26 protein-coding genes are annotated in these 20,384 nt (G+C 37.9%); 3 read left to right on the forward strand and 23 right to left on the reverse strand.

Translation table 11 applies throughout. The annotated features are described in order from the left end of the window. Window positions 1–5: 5 nt before the first annotated feature. The 5 genes from spoIIIAE to spoIIIAA are packed head-to-tail and all read right to left on the reverse strand — an operon-like array spanning window position 6 to window position 3,293. Window positions 6–1,205, reverse strand: coding sequence for a stage III sporulation protein AE (gene spoIIIAE / locus AAHB15_RS19730; protein ID WP_342043137.1), 1,200 nt, complete (start codon window positions 1,203–1,205; stop codon window positions 6–8). 26 nt (window positions 1,206–1,231) lie between these two features. Beyond that, window positions 1,232–1,621 (reverse strand): stage III sporulation protein AD, encoded by a 390-nt coding sequence (gene spoIIIAD / locus AAHB15_RS19735; protein ID WP_172800905.1) that lies wholly within the window; start codon window positions 1,619–1,621, stop codon window positions 1,232–1,234. A 16-nt stretch (window positions 1,622–1,637) separates the two neighbouring features. Continuing rightward, on the reverse strand, window positions 1,638–1,841 hold the full coding sequence (spoIIIAC, locus tag AAHB15_RS19740) for a stage III sporulation protein AC (RefSeq protein WP_026572556.1): 204 nt from the start codon (window positions 1,839–1,841) through the stop codon (window positions 1,638–1,640). Between the two features lie 11 nt (window positions 1,842–1,852). Further along, entirely contained in the window at window positions 1,853–2,368 is a 516-nt protein-coding gene (gene spoIIIAB / locus AAHB15_RS19745; RefSeq protein WP_098530062.1) for a stage III sporulation protein SpoIIIAB, read from the reverse strand. Window position 2,369: 1 nt separating this feature from the next. Next, window positions 2,370–3,293 carry a stage III sporulation protein AA gene (spoIIIAA, locus tag AAHB15_RS19750; RefSeq protein ID WP_335572958.1) on the reverse strand — a complete coding sequence of 308 codons (924 nt, stop codon included), beginning with the start codon at window positions 3,291–3,293 and terminating at the stop codon, window positions 2,370–2,372. Between the two features lie 293 nt (window positions 3,294–3,586). Between spoIIIAA and AAHB15_RS19755 the strand changes: the two genes are divergently transcribed. Then, window positions 3,587–4,258: an SIMPL domain-containing protein gene (locus tag AAHB15_RS19755; protein WP_342043138.1), complete on the forward strand. Its 672-nt coding sequence runs from the start codon at window positions 3,587–3,589 to the stop codon at window positions 4,256–4,258. Window positions 4,259–4,315: 57 nt separating this feature from the next. On the opposite strand, the gene AAHB15_RS19760 is transcribed toward AAHB15_RS19755, so the two are convergent. The 16 genes from AAHB15_RS19760 to AAHB15_RS19835 all read right to left on the reverse strand — a co-directional run bounded on the left by AAHB15_RS19760 (window position 4,316) and on the right by AAHB15_RS19835 (window position 16,648). Further along, on the reverse strand, window positions 4,316–4,828 hold the full coding sequence (locus tag AAHB15_RS19760) for a TlpA family protein disulfide reductase (protein WP_342043139.1): 513 nt from the start codon (window positions 4,826–4,828) through the stop codon (window positions 4,316–4,318). 67 nt (window positions 4,829–4,895) lie between these two features. After that, window positions 4,896–5,027, reverse strand: coding sequence for a CcmD family protein (locus tag AAHB15_RS19765; RefSeq protein WP_144563104.1), 132 nt, complete (start codon window positions 5,025–5,027; stop codon window positions 4,896–4,898). A 12-nt stretch (window positions 5,028–5,039) separates the two neighbouring features. Beyond that, window positions 5,040–5,801, reverse strand: a complete 762-nt coding sequence (locus AAHB15_RS19770; protein ID WP_342043140.1) for a cytochrome c biogenesis protein — start codon at window positions 5,799–5,801, stop codon at window positions 5,040–5,042. Between the two features lie 3 nt (window positions 5,802–5,804). Beyond that, complete coding sequence (locus tag AAHB15_RS19775) at window positions 5,805–6,485, reverse strand: heme exporter protein CcmB (RefSeq protein WP_335572954.1); 681 nt, start codon at window positions 6,483–6,485, stop codon at window positions 5,805–5,807. Then, a complete protein-coding gene (locus AAHB15_RS19780) occupies window positions 6,482–7,186 on the reverse strand; it encodes an ABC transporter ATP-binding protein (RefSeq protein ID WP_335572953.1) in 705 nt (234 codons plus the stop codon). The genes AAHB15_RS19775 and AAHB15_RS19780 overlap by 4 nt, the downstream gene beginning before the upstream one ends. 25 nt (window positions 7,187–7,211) lie before the next feature. Continuing rightward, window positions 7,212–8,207: a hypothetical protein gene (locus AAHB15_RS19785; RefSeq protein WP_335572952.1), complete on the reverse strand. Its 996-nt coding sequence runs from the start codon at window positions 8,205–8,207 to the stop codon at window positions 7,212–7,214. Further along, window positions 8,204–8,581, reverse strand: coding sequence for a hypothetical protein (locus AAHB15_RS19790; protein ID WP_342043141.1), 378 nt, complete (start codon window positions 8,579–8,581; stop codon window positions 8,204–8,206). Before AAHB15_RS19790 ends, AAHB15_RS19785 begins: the two co-directional genes overlap by 4 nt. Before the next feature lie 12 nt (window positions 8,582–8,593). After that, window positions 8,594–9,097 carry a cytochrome c-type biogenesis protein gene (locus tag AAHB15_RS19795; protein WP_335572950.1) on the reverse strand — a complete coding sequence of 168 codons (504 nt, stop codon included), beginning with the start codon at window positions 9,095–9,097 and terminating at the stop codon, window positions 8,594–8,596. A 1-nt stretch (window position 9,098) separates the two neighbouring features. Continuing rightward, window positions 9,099–11,081 carry a heme lyase CcmF/NrfE family subunit gene (locus AAHB15_RS19800; protein WP_342043142.1) on the reverse strand — a complete coding sequence of 661 codons (1,983 nt, stop codon included), beginning with the start codon at window positions 11,079–11,081 and terminating at the stop codon, window positions 9,099–9,101. A gap of 24 nt (window positions 11,082–11,105) precedes the next feature. Beyond that, window positions 11,106–11,558: a cytochrome c maturation protein CcmE gene (locus AAHB15_RS19805; RefSeq protein ID WP_098530050.1), complete on the reverse strand. Its 453-nt coding sequence runs from the start codon at window positions 11,556–11,558 to the stop codon at window positions 11,106–11,108. Window positions 11,559–11,571: 13 nt separating this feature from the next. Further along, the gene (locus AAHB15_RS19810) at window positions 11,572–12,630 is read right to left on the reverse strand and encodes a hypothetical protein (protein WP_342043143.1); all 1,059 of its coding nucleotides are present in this window, start codon (window positions 12,628–12,630) and stop codon (window positions 11,572–11,574) included. Window positions 12,631–12,927: 297 nt separating this feature from the next. Further along, on the reverse strand, window positions 12,928–13,584 hold the full coding sequence (locus tag AAHB15_RS19815) for a c-type cytochrome (RefSeq protein WP_342043144.1): 657 nt from the start codon (window positions 13,582–13,584) through the stop codon (window positions 12,928–12,930). A gap of 9 nt (window positions 13,585–13,593) precedes the next feature. Beyond that, the gene (locus AAHB15_RS19820; RefSeq protein WP_342043145.1) at window positions 13,594–14,043 is read right to left on the reverse strand and encodes a PCYCGC motif-containing (lipo)protein; all 450 of its coding nucleotides are present in this window, start codon (window positions 14,041–14,043) and stop codon (window positions 13,594–13,596) included. A 389-nt stretch (window positions 14,044–14,432) separates the two neighbouring features. Then, the gene (gene efp, locus AAHB15_RS19825) at window positions 14,433–14,990 is read right to left on the reverse strand and encodes an elongation factor P (RefSeq protein WP_098530045.1); all 558 of its coding nucleotides are present in this window, start codon (window positions 14,988–14,990) and stop codon (window positions 14,433–14,435) included. 20 nt (window positions 14,991–15,010) lie between these two features. Further along, complete coding sequence (locus AAHB15_RS19830) at window positions 15,011–16,072, reverse strand: M24 family metallopeptidase (protein ID WP_342043146.1); 1,062 nt, start codon at window positions 16,070–16,072, stop codon at window positions 15,011–15,013. A 78-nt stretch (window positions 16,073–16,150) separates the two neighbouring features. Continuing rightward, window positions 16,151–16,648, reverse strand: coding sequence for a YqhR family membrane protein (locus tag AAHB15_RS19835; protein WP_335572945.1), 498 nt, complete (start codon window positions 16,646–16,648; stop codon window positions 16,151–16,153). A 239-nt stretch (window positions 16,649–16,887) separates the two neighbouring features. Between AAHB15_RS19835 and AAHB15_RS19840 the strand changes: the two genes are divergently transcribed. Together AAHB15_RS19840 and AAHB15_RS19845 are read left to right on the forward strand one after the other, a co-directional pair. Further along, window positions 16,888–17,832, forward strand: coding sequence for a DUF1385 domain-containing protein (locus AAHB15_RS19840; protein WP_098530042.1), 945 nt, complete (start codon window positions 16,888–16,890; stop codon window positions 17,830–17,832). Between the two features lie 57 nt (window positions 17,833–17,889). Further along, window positions 17,890–18,282 (forward strand): SA1362 family protein, encoded by a 393-nt coding sequence (locus AAHB15_RS19845; protein WP_306418546.1) that lies wholly within the window; start codon window positions 17,890–17,892, stop codon window positions 18,280–18,282. Between the two features lie 97 nt (window positions 18,283–18,379). On the opposite strand, the gene AAHB15_RS19850 is transcribed toward AAHB15_RS19845, so the two are convergent. Together AAHB15_RS19850 and splB are read right to left on the reverse strand one after the other, a co-directional pair. Then, window positions 18,380–19,264, reverse strand: a complete 885-nt coding sequence (locus AAHB15_RS19850) for a patatin-like phospholipase family protein (RefSeq protein ID WP_098530040.1) — start codon at window positions 19,262–19,264, stop codon at window positions 18,380–18,382. 80 nt (window positions 19,265–19,344) lie between these two features. Beyond that, on the reverse strand, window positions 19,345–20,370 hold the full coding sequence (splB, locus tag AAHB15_RS19855) for a spore photoproduct lyase (protein ID WP_335572943.1): 1,026 nt from the start codon (window positions 20,368–20,370) through the stop codon (window positions 19,345–19,347). Between the last annotated feature and the right edge of the window lie 14 nt (window positions 20,371–20,384).

The raw sequence follows: 20,384 nt of genomic DNA on the forward strand, positions 1-20,384 counted from the left end.
CCCCCTTATCTCATCATCATAGTTAAATTTCCTGCTGCCACAATGACCGTAATACTTAAAAAGAACATAAGTGAGACAATCCCTAGGGCTGCAAATACATAGATGACACTTTTACTGATAATATCAAGGCATTTTATAACTGGACCGCCCCCTAATGGCTGTAGAATGGCAGCTGCAAATTTATAAATAAACGAAATCATTAATATTTTTAATGCCGGAAACGCCACGATGATTAACAAAATCGCGACACCTGCAATACCAACTGTATTTTTTAACAACACAGAAGCACTAACAACCGTATCCGTTGCATCTGTAAACATTCTTCCGATAACAGGAATAAAATTGCCAGTAACGAATTTAGCCGTTCTGATTGCCACTCCATCAGTAACTGCCGCTGATGCTCCTTGTACCGAAATCACACCAAGAAATACGGTTAAGAAAAGTCCCATTAACCCGATGCTCCAATTTCGTAACAGCGCTGCTAACTGCGACACCTTGTATTGTTCAGACATTGTACTGACAATACTCAGTAAAGTAGCTAAAAAGAGGAGCGGCAGAATAATATATTGCATAATTAATCCGCTTGAATTCATTAAAAATAGGATGACGGGGTGAAAAAAGGCAGCAGAGACAACTCCTCCTGACGCTGCAATTAAAGCGAGCAGAAGAGGAACAAGGGCCAGGACGAAGGAGATCATCGTTCCAATCGCTTCATTTGTGTAGCTGATGGCGATATGGAAACTATTTAGAGCTAAAATAACTAGGACCATATAGATGATTGAATATGCTACTTTACTAATCGTGCTCTTCTCAAAGGCATTTTGCATCGACTGTAGAAACATGCTGAAAATGGTTAACATGATTAAAGAACCCAACAATTTTCCATTCGCAATAAACTCATGAAAAGCGAATTTAAGTATTCCTTGTCCCCATTGTTTAAAAGAAAATTTTTTATCTCCTTTTACAAAATCATAGAGACTGCCCTTTTGACTCTCCGGCAGGAAGCCGCCATATTTATTGGTAATATCCTCCCAATATTGTTGAAGCTCACTTATATCCAGTGACTCTAACTGTTGGTTTACCAAATCCTGAGCCGAGAGTGTTTCTTGAGTGTCTTTAGATTCTTCCGCAGCTTGTACACTTGGAATATAAAAAAACAAGAATAAGAGAATCATAATAGGAATAAACTGCAGCTTTTGCTTCATTACTACACCTCTTTTAGGAGCTGTCCTCAACTTGGAATAAGTTTTATAATGGTTTCGATTAATACGGTTAAAATAGGGATGGCCATGGCTAGAATGATAATTTTTCCGGCTAATTCTATCTTGGAAGCAATTGCCCCTTGACCGGCATCCTTTGTAATTTGGGTGGCAAATTCTGCAATATAAGCAATTCCAATGATCTTTAGGATCGTCTCGACATAAACCATATTTACCTTTGCATTTACGGCCAGCTTTTCAAGCATATGAATAATCTCAAATATTTTATCGACTAAAAAGAGAAAAATCACACAGCCTACAAAAACAACTAAGAGAAAAGCAAAATTAGGTTTTTGCTCTTTGATAATTAAGGCAAGAAATGTGGCGATCAGGGCTACACCGACTATTTTGATGATTTCAATGGCTGAGCCCCCCTTTCTATTGAAACAAGAATACAGATTTTATTTTTTGGAAAAGATCATCCACAATGGTGGCTACCTGGAACAAGATATAGATAAACCCAAATAACGTAACCCATTGGGCATATTCTTTTTTGCCTACCTGATCCAAGACTGTGTGCAAAAAGGCAACAACGATTCCTACCCCAGCAATTTTAAAGATAATATCCACTTCTAAACCCATTGCATTTCCCCCTAAAATAATAAGATAATCAGTAACAATCCGGATAAGAATCCCAAACTCTTGAGCATCTTTTCATATTTTGCCTGGCGATCGACAGCATCAGCTTCTTCTCTTTCAAGATGGGAAAGCGTAAGCAAAATATGCTTTTGCTGGGAAATGCGATCATGACGGCCTAATGTTTCCCCAAATTGCTTCATTATTTCGAATTCTCCCTGTTTTAAAGCAGTTAACTTCCAAATCTCTTGTAAACTAGTTTCCCAGGCATCTTTTACCGTTGTTTCTGTTTTCGTTAATCTACTCGCAAAGGTTTCAAAGAACTTTGACAGCGGATTAGTAAGCTGGTCGGCTAATCTCCTTGCCGCCTCATGTAGCGGTGTATGGCTGTACATAATTTCAGCCTCGAGTGATTGCAGTGCTGAGCGTAATGCCCGTAACTGCTTAGGGCGGTCACTAAAATTTCGTGCCGCTTCAAACCCTGTCCAGGTGGTCGCAACAATAATAATAATGGCACCGATTAACTTAATCATTTTATGTCACTCTCACTTTTTGCGGCATTTCATTGCCATGGGCATCCAGGATGCGGGTTATCGTTCCAGGTCCCGATGCCCTGCTCAGAATTACAAACCGTTCAAATATCTTTTGGTCCATGATTTCCATTAAAGATGGACGCTTTCTAATTTCTTCTATATTTGATCCATGGGTAGTCATCATTAGTTTTATTCCTGCATGTACCGCCTCTTGAATGGCCTCTGCATCTTCTCGGCGGCCGATCTCGTCAACAATCAATACATCCGGACTCATCGAACGGATCATCATCATCATTCCCTCAGCTTTCGGACAAGCGTCTAAGACATCAAGGCGATGGCCAAAGGTTAACTGTGGCACTCCATTAACACAGCCCGCAATCTCACTTCGCTCATCAACAATTCCCACTTTACTTGCTTTATTACCGGTTGGATGATTACCAGATGAAATGATCCTCGCAATATCTCTTAGCAGTGTGGTTTTTCCTGTTTGCGGCGGTCCAATAATCATGGTGTGCATCCAATCTTCTCGAAAAATATAGGGAACAATCGCCTCTGCTATTCCGACCTTTTCTCTGGCAATTCTAATGTTGAATGAGGAGATATCTCTTATCGCCTTGACCTTTCCTGCTTCGAGAATGACCTTTCCTGCTAGTCCAATACGATGTCCCCCGGATATAGTAATATAACCGCGTTTAAGTTCTTCTTCCAATGTATAAATGGAGAATTGACTTATTTTATTCAGTAGATTTAGGGCATCCTCAGGCTGAATAATATACGATAAAAACCTCGGAGCACCCTTTAGGGTGATTTCGATTGGACGATTAATCCGGATGCGGATTTCCTCTACTTCTTCTTTTTGATTAGGAGGGATTTGGCTGATTAGGCTGGCAAGATTTTTGGGTAAAAAGGTGAGAATCGATTCCACGTATACGTCCTCCTCAAATTTCCTTTCTCATTATTTAAAATGTATGCCTGCTTGGACACAATATGACATGCACGTCTGTTAATTTCATTCTATTTTTTGGTTATTGTTAATAGAACAAAATACTGCTTTTACTAGACTTGTAAGATTAGAGGAACATTATCCGGGGACAGCCATATTTTATATAGAAAAAGCGTAAGCGCCCGTTTAGTGAAGTCCAATAGTCGCTGGCTACTGGAACTGGACAATTCTCAATGTCATATCCATAAGAAAAGTATGAAGGGAGGAAGAGTAAAATGTATCCATATCCTGTACCAACTCGAAATGGACTGCATCCTAAAGGTCATTTAATAAAAGTGATTGGCGAAGGGGAACTGCTCCTATCACCCGATTCAGCTTCGGTGACCTTAGGAGTAATAACAGAAATGAAAGAACTTATACCCGCTCAGCAGCAAAATTCTGTTGAGGTGACAAAAGTGATTAATGCGCTTAAGACACTGGGTATCCCCCAAAATTCAATCCAAACATCTGATTATCGAATTGACACTGAGTACGATTATGAACAAGGGAAACAACTTTTTCGTGGTTACAAAGTTACACATCTTTTAAATGTTAAGATAGACGATCTATCTTTAGTAGGAAAAGTAGTGGACACTGCGGTTCAAAACGGGGTGAATTATGTTTCAAACATCCAATTTACCCTAAAAAATAAAGAAGGTTTTTATTTACAAGCCCTGGCTCTTGCACTTAACAATGCAAGTGAAAAAGCGAAAACGATTGCGACAACACTTCATGTCACTTTAAATCCGACACCTAGTTCAGTAGTTGAGAGCGGTTCTACCGTGCAACCTATTCATTATCCAGCTGAAACCTTAGCAAAAGGGTTTAGTTCGACTCAACTTGAGCCTGGGCAGCTAAAAGTTAAGGCCGTAATATCAGCAGAATTTCACTATCATACCACCGTATGACAGAAAACAAAAAAGGACTGAACCATATAGGTCTCAATCCTTTTTTGTAAGTATAAATTATTTATTATATTTCTTTGCCCAGTTATATAATTGCATCTCCGTAACAGGGCCATTAAAATGCTCTCTGATGATTCCTTGTTTATCAATGACAAAGGTCTCAGGCTGTCCTGTTACATTATACATTTTCGAAACCTTGGCATTATAGTCAAATAAATAGTTCATTCCTTCGTGGTTGTTTTTGGTCGACTTTTTTATCCGATCAATTGTTTCGCCGCGGTTTATCATAAGAAATGGATATTTGTCTCCATAATCCTTTTGAAATGCTGCCAGCTCTGGGAATTCTTCTTTACAAGGTTCACACCAGCTCGCAAAATAATTGATGATAACCACTTTTCCTTTGTATTCAGAAAGTTTCGCAGTACCCCCCTCATATTTTGGCAGTTCGAAGTTATAAGCCTGATCGCCAACATCGGTGTTTTTACCTTTTGTAACCAAACTATAACCAAAAAAACCAAACATACCTACAATTAGAATTAATACGAGTAATTTGATGACTCGCTGGTTCATCATGCTTCCCCCTGACACCGATAGGCTTTTTAAAAAGGGCTTGGAAATGCTTCACAGGCCCTTCATAAAATCACTTATCCAGTTCCTTTAAAAACTCAATTTCCTTTTTAAGTTTTGTGTGTCTTTTTCCTAGAATTAACATGTAAGCAAAAATAACCAACCAAGCAACAGAATAAGCACCGTACATATATTCATAACCCATAATTCATTCCTCCTATTTTTCCATGTCTGCTCTTAATTTTTCTTTATAACGTTCAACCTTAATTTTCATATTTTCGAAGGTAACACCTTTTTGTAGAAGGTAACAATAAAGAATGGTGAATGCTGCAAGAGACACAAACAATGCCGTCAGCATCGTGCCCTCAATTCCTCCACCTTGTTGTAAAGGTCCACTCCCAAAAACAATTGGATGGAATTTTGTCTGCCACCAGCGAATAGCAAAGAATACAATCGGAACGTCTGCAAAACCTATAATTCCAAATACAGCAGCAAGTCTTGCTTTTTTATCCCAAACACCATCCATTTGGCGTATCATAATGTAGGCAATGTAGATAAAAAATAGGATTAACGTGGTGATTAACCTTGGTTCCCAAACCCACCAGGTATTCCATGATGATTTCGCCCAAATTGGTCCTGTTGTTAACACAATAATCGTAAAAACAATACCAATCTCTGCAGACACATATGCATAAGTATCTAAAATTCTTTTTCGCTTAATCAAGAATAAAATACTAAATACAAATGTAACGAAAAAGGCCATAAATGCCAGCCATGCTGAGCTTACATGGAAATAAAAGATTTTTTGTGCTGCGCCCATTGTTTGTTCTTCCGCAGCATAAATAAAAATAAAATAGAGAGCAATTAACATGGAGACAACTGTCCCGCCAAACAAAATACTCGATATATTGTTTGGCTTCGTTTTGGTCAAATCAGCTCCAGGAAGTACAGCTTTCTCTCGTTCGAGATTCATACTCATCACTTAAACCTCCAGCACATAATCTATTAATAAGAAACAAACAACAAAGAAGATCATATCGTAGGCAGTAACGAGTTGGATCCAAGCTATTGCACTTGAAATTTTCTCCATATTCGTTAAGATAATCTTTGTTGCTTGTACGACACCAATTAAGATTGGTGTTGTGATTGGGAAGAGCAATAATGGCAGCAGCATTTCACTGCTTTTGGAATTTGCTGCAAGAGCGGCTAAAAATGTCCCAATTGCGATAAAGCCAAAACTCCCTAAAAAGACGACTAAGATGAAAAAAGGGAGACTGCCAAGAAATTTAAAATCAAACAGCAAAAACAGAAAGGGTATTGAAACGATTTCAACCACTAACATCATCGTGAAATTTGCTAGGAATTTACCTAAATAGATACTTGCCGCTTCCATTGGGGCTACCAGCAAACCCTGCATGGTATCATTTCGCTGCTCGGAAATAAAAGATCGATTAAGTCCAAGAATCCCGGCAAATACGATAATGACCCAAATAACTCCTGGAATGACAGCCTTTGTTGTATTGTTAGCAGGGTCAAAGGCAAAACTGAAAACTACAATAACAAGTCCTGCAAAAATAATTTGTGTTGTCAGAATTTGTTTTGTTTTTAACTCTGAATATAAATCCTTCTTTGCTAAGAAGAGGGCTGTTCGGAAAAGGTTCATGATACACCCTCCACTAGAAGTTCATATTTTTCTGTAACAAAACCAAGATTGTGATTTTGAATCCTAAAGTCATCAACAATTTTTCCATTCTTCACAATGATTACACGGTCACAAATTTCTGCTGCTTGTTTAAAATCATGAGTAACCATTAGTGTTGTAGTACCTTTATCTTTCATAGATAAGATGACATTGTTTAAAATAGATATGGCCCCTTGGTCCAATCCAGTGTGAGGTTCATCTAAAAGAAGGATCTCTGGATCATGGATAATAGCCCTTGCAATCGCAATCCGTTGAATCATGCCGCGGGAAAAATTTTTGACTGGCTCGTTCAAGAAAAAGGATAATCCAACATCTTTTACAAGCTTCCTCGCTTTTTGTTCGACATCTTGCACCCCGTATATATCCCCAAAGAATACGAGATTCTCTAGCGGAGAGTAATGATCATAAAGTAAGCTGGAATGGGGTAAATATCCCAATAATTTTTTTATTTCTATTTGGTTTTTTCGGAGTGCCAAGCCATTAATCAAGACATGACCGGATGTCGGTTTAATTAAAGTAGCTAGTACCTTTAGAAGAGTACTCTTCCCCGCACCGTTTGGCCCTAAAATCGCAATAGTTTCCCCTTTTTTTATTGAGAGGTCTACGCCACGTAAGATCAGCTTATTATCAGCTTGTTTCGTCAACTTTTTTAATTCAATCATCGTGCAGTCCCTCCCATCCCAGCTGTTACTCAATAATACTGCGTAAATTTAGCTTAACTTGTACTAGATGTTGTTTGTAGGCAGCAAGCTTCGCATGATACTCATCTTCTGAGAGGTTACCATCACCAAAAGTTTCTTCTAGTTCAATAATCTTTTCCATAATTGCTTTTTGTTTTGCCATTAATTGTTTGAATGCTTTTTCTTCTTTATCAGCCCCTAGTCTTTCCTCTTCCAATCTAGCTTTTCTCTTAAAGTAGATAAAATAAGAAATACCTGCAATAATGATCGCTCCAATAATAATTAGAAAGATGTGTGGATTAAAACTGTGTAATGGCGATTGTGCCCACATCCTAAGATGTCCAGGGTTATGAAATGCTGGTGCGGTATGTGTTACACCGGTAGTGCTTTCTTTATCAGTAGTTGTTGCAGATTGTTTTGTTTCCTCTAATGGCGGTTGAACATCTTTCTTATAGACTAGCGTAAATGCCTGGTTTTCCTTCAAACCTTCGATGCTGTATCCAAAATAGTTTTGGTCATCAAATTTAAATAGACCTTGGCTAGTAGCTTCTGCACCAGTAACTACAACACTGCCCATGCCTTCTGGTACAAGAATTTGCATCATTCCAACAGGGTAATTCATTGTTAATTTAATTTTTTTCCCTTTTGGAATTCGATAACTGTATGGGAGCACAGTTGTTTGATTTGCTGGAACTGGGGTTGTGGTAATAAACCCCTTATCTACTTGTTTATAGGCGATTTTACTATCTAAAAAATTAAGATCCTTGGCGTTTTCCGGCAGCGTCACTTTTAAAACAGCGTTACTCTTTCCATCACCTTTAAATTCCACGGAAGATGTATTCGTATAATTGACCATATTCATCATATTGGTTGACCCATCTTCTGCCGGGCTTACCACAAGGTAGTGCAAGTCAATGGATATTTTTGTATCTGTTGCTGCTAATCCATGAAATGGTACTAGCAGCAGAAGTCCAAGGAAGAATATGGTGATTTTTTTGATCACTTTCCTTCCCCCTCTTTCTTTGCATAGAAATTCATTTGTGCCTCAATTTCTTTTTCTACTTCTGCCATTAAGTCTTTATCAATATTTGTAGCTATTATTTGTTGTTCTTCTTCCTTCATAATTTTGGCAACTTCTGTTTCATATTGTTTTTTTAAGTTTTTATAATCAGCGTGTGAGATTTTATCCATCTTGTACTCAAACTCAATTTCATTGAGTGTGGTTAATAGGGCCTGTTTCGTTGTGACTAAATCTTGGTCCTTTGAACCAATTTGGATAAACGTATCCAACTTAAAAAATGGAGCCAAGATTAAAAACAAAGCTATTAACGCCAAAGCTGAAGTGAAAATCATTGAAATGATTGAGATATCATGCATTTTTTTCACATCCTAAAGATACTTTTTGCGTTCTTCATCGATCATCGAGGTAAGGATTTCTCCCTCTACTTCATCCGCAGTGCTTTCGTAAACATTGATTTCAACTTCGGTACCTTTTTTCTTTACCCACTTACGGATAATAATGAATACAGCCACTGCTGCTAATCCTAATACGACAAACGGAAGAACCCAAGCTGTTAAACTAAAACCGCTTTTCTCAGGGGATGTTAAGATTTCTTCACCATAAATATTGACATAATATTGACGAATTTTATCCTTGTCCCAGCCTTTATTCATCATCTCAACTAAGTCTTTCTTAAACTCAGTCGTAAGATTACATGTATTAGGATCACATTCATAATGATCCTGACCACAGCCGCACGTACAGGCAAATTGCTGGGCAACAGCTTTAAACTCTGCCGATTTATAATCAATCTCCTTTGCTTCCGCTCGAATGAATGAACCCTGAAAAATAATTGCAATTAAAAGGAGCCCAAGATATAGTTTATTTCTCATTTTATGATACCTCTTTGCGTACTCCTGTGTATCTCGGAGTGACATTTCCATATTTTCCGTTCCATACTGCAAATAGCGCACCAATTACAATCATAAAGGAACCTACCCATAACCAATCCATCATTGGATTAACTTTGACAACAAAGGTTGATTTCCCATCATCTTCCCAAGCGCTTAATACAATATATAAGTCCTCCTTCAGAGAAGAAATAATCGCTACCTCTGATGATGGTTGTTCCCAGTTACCATAAAACACCTTTTCCGGCTGAAAGGTACCAAGTTTTTTACCATTGTTAAATACAGTAACGTCGGCATAGACGATATCGTTAATTCCCTCTTTCTTTTGATCCAGGCGATCATAATTGATCCGGTAATCCCTTAGTTCAATGGATTGCCCTAGAGCAACAGTTTTCATTGTTTCCACATCATAGTTTTGTGAACCGATAATCCCCATCGTAATGAAGGCAATGCCGAGGTGAACAATATATCCTCCATAGCGGCGGCGGTTACGGATCATTAACCGATATAAAGCAACTATTGGCGATTCTTTTGTCATCTTTCTTCTAGCTTTTACACCTCTATAAAACTCTAAGAAATGGGTAGTTAATAATAGAATAATCACTCCGTAACCGATGACAGCCCATGCCTTTTGGATGCCTAATACAACCATTAAAGTCATTCCAATTACGGCAAGAATCGCTGGAATCATGAAGTTCTTTCTAAGATTTTTCACAGTAGATTTCTGCCATGCAAGAAGTGGACAGACAGCCATCACAAACATCATCGACAATAGGATTGGTGCTTCTACCTTGTTAAAGAATGGCATCCCTACTGTTACTTTCGTACCACGGACAACTTCAGAAACAAGCGGAAAAATAGTTCCCCAAAATACTGCGAATGCCGCTCCAACTAGTAATAGATTATTCACTAAGAAACTGCTTTCTTTTGAGATAAAAGAATTAAATTCCCCGGCACTGCGTTTAAGCAGGTTATAGCGGCTCATTAATACATATAAGGATAGAATGACAGCTACACCCATGAAGATTAGGAAATATAAACCTAGATTTGAGTTTGCAAAAGCATGAACAGAAGTTAAAACACCACTGCGCACGAGGAATGTACCAAATAATGTCATCGCATAAGAAACAATAATTAGGCTAATGTTCCATATTTTTAGCATGTTTTTTCGCTCTTGAATCATGACCGAATGTAAAAATGCTGTTGCTGTTAACCATGGCATAAATGACGCATTTTCTACCGGGTCCCAAGCCCAGTAACCGCCCCAGCCAAGCTCTACATAAGCCCATTGTCCACCAAAGATATTTCCAAGGCTTAAGAATAACCAGGCAACAATTGTCCAACGTCTTGTCATCTTTATCCAGAAATCATCTACGTTTTTTAAGATTAATGCCGCCATCGCAAAGGCAAATGGAACGGCGAGACCTACATAGCCCAAGTATAATGTGACTGGATGAATAATCATCCCCGGGTTTTGCAGCATTGGATTTAGACCTTTTCCTTCTGTCGGTACAGTATCCAATAAGACGAAAGGTTTGGCGACGAATCCTAAGATGAAGAAGAAGAAAACAGCATTGGCCATTAAAATGGCCGAGATGTAAGGAACCATTGGGTTTCCTTTCATCTTTCTGGAATACGCAATCATGAGCATGTAAAGAGTTAAGAAAAATGTCCATAATAACAATGATCCTGCATTACCAGCCCATAAAGCAGTAAGTTTATAAATAATTGGCAGTTCACTGCTGGTGTAATCGGTAACGTATTCATATTGAAATTGAGAAGTTGCTAAAAGGTAGAACAATGAAAGCATTGCCATTGCTGCACAAACAAATAATGCGATCATCCCGCCTTTTCCACTGTTCACGAGTTTTTGATTTTTTGTGCTAATCCCTAAGGTTATAATGAGGAGCGAATAGACGGCAATGGCTAAACCTATATAAATCGTTGCGTTGGCAAATAAATACATTTCGTCACCTTCTTACGTTGACTATTATTTTTCTTTTACTGGTTGATCTAGCAGTTGTTTATGTTTTTCTGGATCATAGTTTTTCATATCTTTTCCTTCATATTTAGAAGGACATCTAGTTTTGACCGATTCTGCTTCAAACGTATTCTTTTTAGTTGGGGCCCCTTGAAGGATGGTAATTACCCCTTCAGAGAAGTTGTCTGGTTTTGTACCGTGATAGATAACATGCATGACGCTGCCGTGATTATCTTTTACGTCAAATTTCAGTTGAATTTTGTCCGGATTCCATTTAATCGTATCTTCCATTAATAATCCTTCAACGGTTACAAAATCGTCTTTATGCTGGTTCTGGGTGGCCAAAAGTTCTTTCATGGTCAGCTCCACACCACTAGAACCTGGAGTCGCAGCCATCAACAAGAATACTATTGCACCGGCAATAATAAAGCCGCCTAACATCACTAGCGTATTTTTTTTCATTCAACTCACCCCATTAGATTAATTTTTTCATTTCTTCCTCGTACATTTCTTGATCAATTTTGCCAGTTAACAGCTTTTTACGAAGTTCCTTCTTTTCTTCGGCATTAATTGTTTTTTGATCTTTTTTCCCAGCTGGATGCTTTGAGGCCTGCTGTTTATGTTTAGCCCCTTTTGCTGGCGAACGCCGTCCTGATTGAACATTACCTTTTAATCCTAAATAAACGAAGATGCCTGCGATGATTAAAGCTAGTCCAATGACCGATGCTCCGCCAATACCAATAAGCGGCTTATCTGTGCTGCTGCTTGATGTTCCCTTTTTTACTTGGTCAGTTGCCGTTACACCACTATGGTTTTCATCATTTGGCGGCTGCTGTTTATTAATGGCCTCCATTGTTGATTCAGTTCCATCCTTTTTGTACGAAAAGGAAAAGTTAAGATTTTCTTTTGCCTTTACATTCTTGTATTGGTAGTAATACAATTCTTCGCCATACTCACTCTTCGTGTTGTTAACTGTTTTTGGTTCTAGCTTTATATTTTTCGCATCCATTGGAGCGTAAAAAATGACATCTAATTGGTCAATTCCAGCGTTATTTATCAGCTGATATGTAAAGTTTTTTTGGTCCTTTACTTCTATAGTTTTAGTGTAGTATTCAATTACAAATTGATAGGTTTCGTTATTCTTAATTGCCTTTGCCGGCTTCCATGAAACAATTCCCTTTTTCTTATCTACATCATATGGACGTTGAACCTCTGGTTTATTTTCTTCTGGAAACTCTGCAACTAGATAGGCTTCAAATCCCTTTTCCATAGCAGGAACAGGAATTTCGATTTTCCCATTATAGTCTTGGCCACTTTTATTTGTAATGGTTCCGTACTCGCCTACTAATAATGAGGGAACATCCCGTGATCCCCAGTCTTCTGGGTAATCAAACTCCGGCATCATTTGTACCTGCATTTCCTTAAACGGAAATTTCTCTGCTTGAAATACAGTTGCAGCACTAGTTTTAGTACCTATAAAACTAGTTAAAAATGATGCAATAACAAACATTGCTAACCACTTTTTCTTTAGCATAATAATCCTCCTTGGCTTCCGAACACTCTCACTTAAACACTCAATTTTCACTATAGTCCTCTTTGAAATAAATATATCCGTTCTACTACCTTGAAAGTCGAATGACTCTTGAACATTTTGTTAAAGGGCGGAAACGTTTGAGTTTTTGACAAAAAACCACCACAAAATGTTCACATTTTTAAAATTACATTGATTTATTTGAGTAATTTGTCGGATTCCGAAATAGTATTATTAGTAAAAAAAACCTGCACCCTAAAATAACAGGAAACAGGTTTTTACAAAAATCTATTATTTAATCTATTTCTTTTCTTCCAAAGAACGGATATAGCTAACAATATCTGAAATATCCTGTTTCTTTAATTGACGGACACCGTCAAGACCCTTTAAAGACGGACCCATTCTTGTCTCTTCACGGCCATATGCTGTACTAATCCAAATTTGCTTATCAGTTGTATACTCTAGATAGTCACGATGCGAAAGAGCTGTTCCCATTCGCAGCATTCCTTTACCTGCTTCCATATGACAGTTCTGACAATATAAAGTGTACAGTTTTTTTCCATTGGCTGGATCCCCAGCAATGGTTTTGGGGACATTAAAATCAATATTTTCCGTTTGCGAATTACGGATAAAGGCTACAATATTTTTTAATTCCTTCTCTGATAATCTAGGTCCATAGGCTGGCATACCAGTTCCTACTCTTCCATATTTTATATAATTATATAAATTCTTATCCGTTACAGAATTTAAGAAATTTTGATTATTTAAAGCGGTTCCAGCTTTTATCCCTTCACCTTTTCCAGTATCACCATGACAAACCAGACAGTTTTTATTGTATACCCTTTCACCGGCTGCAATCGCCTGTGAATTCTTGTGACCAAATATATTATTGTTACTGATGCAAACAACAATACCTATTATCACCAAAATATAAAATCCAATTAATATTTTTTTCATGGGTTACCCCTACTTTGGCTGAGGTGTTGGGGTTGGTTCCCCAAGATCTTCATACTTTTCAGTTATCAATTGATAAATTTTATCAGGACTTTTACCGTTTAGATGCATTTCTATTGCCTCCCGGGCAATATTAACACAAGTATCTCACGATATGCCATGTGAATCCCATTGTTGTACAGCATTATCTTCACCAACACTCTTAACAAAGCAATCTAAATTGCTCTTATGTCCATCTGCCACACAACCACAATAACATGGTACTTGAGCAACCACATCTGGATATGTTGAAGCCATTATATAAGTTTCTTGAACTTTTTCAGAAGAATTTAATACAAAATCAGGGAGTGGATTATGTTTTTTATCAAGTTTCCAACTTTGGTCATCAAGCTTTGAGCTGCATCCTGCAGCTATAATGGCTAATAGAATGAAAAGGAAGAAGAAAGTTGTCATTCGTTTCATCTATTGATTCACCCCTTTCCTAATATTCTTATACTAGTTCATTTTATCAAACAGACGTTTCCTAACTTACTCTTAATTCTTACTATTTAGTGAAGTTTTTAAGTTTTGGCTCTGTTAAATTTGGCTGTTGATTTCCGCTCCAGGCGCTCAGCGAACCCGCGGGCGTGCCGGGGAGCCTCCTCGGCGCATTAGCGCCTGTGGGGTCTCCCCTGCCCCGTACTCCCGCAGGAGTCGAGCGCCTTCCGCTCCAATCAACAGAGTTTAAAAAAACAACAATATCGTTTAACAGAGCCTAAGTTTTATAAAATTAATAAGTTTATTAATAAACAAGAAGGCGTCACAAAAAAACCTTAGATCCGTTTTCCGGTCTAAGGTTTCTTTATTATAGCTTATGCACGAGAAACATAACTTGCTTCTGTTGTATTAATGATGAGCTTATCTCCTTGGTTTATAAAGAAAGGCACTTGAACAATAAGACCCGTTTCAAGTGTAGCAGGTTTTGTACCGCCAGAAGCTGTATCCCCTTTAATGCCAGGTTCTGTTTCGGTAACTTCTAATTCAACCGTGTTTGGCAATTCTACACCAAGTGTTTCATATTGGAACATCATGATGTGAACTTCCATATTTTCTTTTAAGAACTTTAATTCATATTCAATGTTTGCTGCTGGAAGTTCCACTTGTTCGTAAGATTCCATATCCATGAACACGTGAGAATCACCGCTTGCATAAAGATATTGCATTTTACGATTGTCAATCTGTGCTTTTTCTACCTTTTCACCTGCACGGAAGGTTTTTTCTTGTATGGCTCCATTACGCAAGTTACGAAGCTTTGAACGAACAAATGCAGCACCTTTTCCTGGCTTTACGTGTTGAAAGTCTAGAACGCGCCATAGGCCGCCATCGACCTCAATGGTTAATCCCGTTTTAAAATCGTTAACAGATATCATGTGTAAATCCTCCTAAAATCTTACAATATAATTAAATCCTTTGTAGAGTGGGTTAGAGCTTCATTATGAGTGTCCGTAATTAATGTATCGTCTTCAATCCGAACGCCGCCAAGACCTGGGATGTAGATACCCGGTTCACAAGTTACCACCATGCCAGACTCTAAAATGATATCAGACCTCATTGATAAACCAGGGCCTTCATGAATTTCAAGTCCAATCCCGTGGCCAGTTGAGTGACCAAAGTATTCACCATAGCCCATTTCTGTTATGTAGTCTCTTGTAATTGCATCTGCTTCTTTTCCTGTAATACCAGGTTTAAATCCAGCCATCCCACGCAGCTGTGCTTCTAGGACAATTTGGTAAATTTCCTTCAGCTTGGGATCTGGTTCACCAACGGCAACTGTCCGGGTTATGTCGGAAACATAGCCATTATAATAGCAGCCATAGTCCATTGTTACAATATCCCCTGCTTCAATTACTTTATCGCTTGCAACACCGTGTGGCAGGGCGGAACGATGACCAGACGCAACGATGGTATCAAAGGATGAGGAAGCAGCACCAGCCTTTCTCATAAAAAACTCAAGCTCATTTGATACTTCTAATTCGGTTTTACCTGGGCTGATAAAATCCAAAATATGTTTAAATGCAGCATCAGCGATATCTGCTGCTACCTTTAATATCTTAATCTCTGCGTCTGTCTTAATCAAGCGTAACTTTTCAATTACACCGGAAATTGGGACTAGGTCAGATTCTATTTCTTTGTCATATACTTTATAGGAAGAATATGTTAGGAAATCTTCTTCAAAACCAAGCTTTTTAATGCCTAAATTTTTAACTTGCTGAGCAACTTCTTCCGAAACAGAACCAGAATATTTGATAATCTCAAATCCTTGGCATTGTTCAGATGCTTGTTCAATATAGCGGAAGTCTGTAATGAACTGAGCTTTGTCTTCGCTGATTAAAACTACACCTGCTGTCCCTGTAAAATTGGATATGTAGCGGCGATTGTAAGGGCTGGTAATCAACATTCCATCAATGCCATTTGCAGAAAAAGCTGATCGTAACTTCTCTAATTTTTCCATTGTATCTCCACTCTCCCTAATAATGGTTACAGATAAAAATATTTTATCATAACCTTTAATTATTCGACTAATTAGAACTTAGGTTGAAGCCTCTTTGTCTTGCACTTTAGTAATTTCATATTCATAATTAATGGAATATCCGATAAAAGTTCCATATAACATATATAAACAAATAGAAGTTATAATGGTGTCCCTTCCTAACTCTGTAAATGGTTTAATTCCTGGGAAAATGGGATTAAGAACAAAAAATACCAATAAAAATAAAACAATGCCAAATCCAATCCCAAACCATATGCCCTTTAGTTTTCTTAGGACAACATAATAAATGAAAGCAGATATAATTGAAACAATCACCAAAAATATCAACGAGATTACTTTACCAAGCCAGCCGTACTTCCAATCACCCAATGCCCATGGTTCCAGTATGACATTGGGGCTAACTTCTGTAAAATTTAAAAAATAAGCAACGTACCCAATGACACCCCAAAAAAATCCTCCAAACAAACCAGTCCAAAAAACCATCATTAAAAAAGACATTGGTTTTGGATAATGATCCATATGCTTTTCATTTGACATTATGACTACCTCCATTCTTGCTTTAACCTTGCTTTTTTATGTAATTCTTACTAATTTCAACATTATTATGCCCTTAGAAAATCAATCCTTACATAGAAAAAATTTTTTTCTGTTTTTATATGGAAATATTATGTCATCCTAGAGGTTTTTTCACTTTTCTAGTAGAATAAAATTAAGTACATACAGATTTATCATTTCTGCTATTGTGCAACTAAGTTAATAGGTTGGTGTTTAAACCCATGTCTAATTCTCAAAAACCGGTATATGGCGGCCAAGCAGTCGTTGAAGGTGTAATGTTTGGCGGGAAACATCATTACGTTACCGCTATCCGCAGGAAAGATCGTTCTGTAGAATACTTTCACTTGCCACGGAAAACCAATCCTTCTTTATCTATTTTAAAAAGGATTCCGTTTCTTCGTGGTATCATTTCAATCATTGAAGCTAGTGCGAATGGCTCAAAACATTTGAACTTTTCCACTGAAAGATATGATGTTGATCCTGAAGATGATGATACAATTAAAGAAAAAGAAGTTTCAAAATTAACGATGTATTTAGGGGTAGCCGTTATAGGAGTCATTTCGTTTTTATTTGGGAAATTTGCTTTTACATTAATTCCAGTTTTTTTAGCTGTCCTGACGAAACCAATTTTCCCATCAGATTTTGCTCAAGTACTTGTTGAAGGCTTCTTTAAGCTCTTACTGCTCCTATCATATATATATTTTGTTTCACTAACTCCTCTTATAAAAAGAGTGTTTCAATATCATGGTGCTGAGCATAAAGTAATAAACACCTTTGAAGCGGGGGTAGAATTAACAGTTGAAAATGTGCAGGCCCAATCTCGGCTGCACTATCGCTGTGGCAGCAGTTTCATTTTATTTACGGTCATTGTCGGCGTTTTTGTGTATTTACTTGTTCCAACAACACCGCTTTGGTTGAGGGTTGTTGACCGTATTCTTTTAATACCTGTGGTGTTAGGGATTGCCTTTGAGGTCCTACAGGTAACCAACAAATTGAGAGATATTCCAGTATTAAAGTATCTGGGTCTGCCTGGACTTTGGCTTCAATTGTTAACGACAAAAGAACCAAGTAATGACCAAGTAGAAGTCGCCATTCTCTCTTTCCAAGAATTATTAAAGAGAGAGCAAGAAACAGAGTTTGATTCAAAAAATGAAGAAATTGTCTAAATCTTTATACCTATGTGTTTAAAAGAATAAAAAAATGCTTAAGATGCTCTTAGGGAGGTGGCTTTCTTGAAAAATCGGACATCAACGATTATTGTTGGGGTACTTATTATTCTTGCATTACTAGGACTTGTCAGTTCATTTACAGCAAATCCTGCCGGTTTCATTCAGGGAATAGCTGTCGTCGCATTGATCGGTTTAGTCATTTATTTCCTTTTTCGAAGGTTTTCAAATTCGAGCCCTCAGAAAAAAGAGCAGCGGGCATTTCTTAAGGCAGCTAAAAAATCAAAAAAACGATTACAGCAAAAGAGTGGAGATTCTACTGCTAAGACCTCCTCTCTGGGGACTTTAACTTCATTAAAGAAAAGCACCAAGACAAAAAAGAAATCACCTGCTCATTTGACCGTTATCGACGGCAAAAAGGGTAAAAAGAAAAATCGAGCGTCTTTTTAGACACTCGATTTTTTATTAGAAAAGTTTCAGCTCCTTGAACAGGGAAAAAAGTAGTTCATTTTTTCCTAGGCGCTGAAGCAAGCTATATAACACACCTTTAATAACTCCATCGGTTCAAAAACTTCTTTGCATGTTCCCTGCCGATCTCAAATAACTTTTGTTTCTTTTCATTTGTAAGGTTAAATTCGGTTAAAGAAACACCCTCTGCTTTAATAAATATAATATTTTCGACATGCTTTTTAGAAATATATCTTTGATCATGAGCGTCTTTCATCGTTTCAAATAAGGCCCCGAATAATTGAATACCGTTTTTGATTTGATGTTTTTCATGTTCATATTCGCTTGGATTTAACTTTATGCCCAGAACAGGCCTGACCTTTTTTACATTTTCTTTATCAAAGAGCCACATAGGAAAATTACTTAACACTCCCCCATCCACTATAACATTCACTCCATCTATTGACCGCAATTTAACTGGTTCAAAAAAATACGGAATACTGCAGCTCATTCTGATGGCCTTTGCAATTGAAAAAGAACCAGGGTTTATTCCGAACTTTTCTAAGTCATCGGGCAATACCACCATTTGTCCGTTCGAAAGATCCGAAGCAATTAATCTTAGTGTATCCGGAGGGAGATCTGAAAATGTCCTCAACCCTTTTGCTTCGAGTTTCTCCTTCAACCATCTTTCAAGTTCATTTCCTTTATATAGGCCTAATTTCCAATAAACGAGCAGCCATTTAGCGATTGAAAAAGGAATTATGCTTTTTCGGGAATCAAGTAATTTAGGCAGATCAAATTCATCCACCAATTCATATATTTCTTTACTTGTATAACCTGCCACCACTAACGCGGCAATAATTGAACCTGCACTTGTTCCCGCGACCCTAACAAACTTAAATCCTCTGCTTTCGAGTTCCTCATAGGCTCCTATGAGGGCGAACCCTTTAATTCCCCCTCCAGAAAAAACGCCGTCTATATTCATGGGCAGCCACTCCTAAAGATGAACTTGTTACATCTTTAGTCAGCATGATTCGAATATAGTACGGCGGACAAGTAAAAAATTTAAGTAAAATATTGGACTCGCGACTTAGGGAAAAATTCCTGGACATATTCTCGGATGGTACTTTCAAGGTCCTTTGCCTCTTCGGTTGGGTAGACATATTTACCAATACCGTACCTTCCCCATTTATACTTTCTTTTTTCTTCATTCATTTCAAGCTTTGTTTTTGGGTAACGTTTGGCAATAACATTTTTTGCTGGTTTCGTAAAACGATGCTGAATTAATTCAAAAGTAAGATCTGGGATGTCTACACCTGTAAGTTCCTCGCTTAGCCGCTCAAATAATTCTCGATATCCTTCCTTCCATTCGTCATGCATGTAGATAGGCGCAACGATAAAACCCAATGGATATCCGGCATTAGCGACTTTACGGGCAGCTTTTAATCGTTCTTCAAAGGAAGAGGTTCCGGGCTCAAAGTTCTTAATCACGTAACGAGAGTTAACGCTAAACCTGAATCTTGTTTTTCCATTATGCTTAGCATCGAGAAGATGGTCGACGTGATGAAATTTTGTCACAAAACGAAGCTGACCGTATTCGGATTGTCCAAAGAATTCAATTGCTTTCTTTAAAGAATGGGTTAGATGATCTAATCCGACAATGTCGGATGTACAGGCCGCTTCAAAGCGTGTAATTTCGGGTTTACGTTCATCCATATATTTCTGTGCCTGCTCAAAGATTTCATCTAAATTAACATAAGTCCTGATGTAGGGCTTACTTCCAAGGGTTGTCTGCAAGTAACAATAATGGCAGTGGCCCATACATCCGGTTGCGAGCGGAATAGCATACTCAGCAGATGGTTTAGACGTTTCGAATTTTAAAGTTCTCCTGATTCCTACAACCAAAGTTGATTTGGCATTGCGGTATTGCTGCAGTTCGTTATCACCGGGTATTCCTCTAACTTGATTATGTGAAGTGGTTTCGCGAATCTCGAGACCTAATTTGGTGAACTTTTCTTTTAGCTCCCTGCCAAGGGGGTATTCTAATGCTTTGGGCTCGATATAGACAAGCTGTGGCATAAAAGGGTCCATAACTAACTCCCTCT

The organism is Bacillus sp. OTU2372, assembly GCF_038440275.1.
Lineage (GTDB): Bacteria > Bacillota > Bacilli > Bacillales > Cytobacillaceae > Neobacillus > Neobacillus bataviensis_B.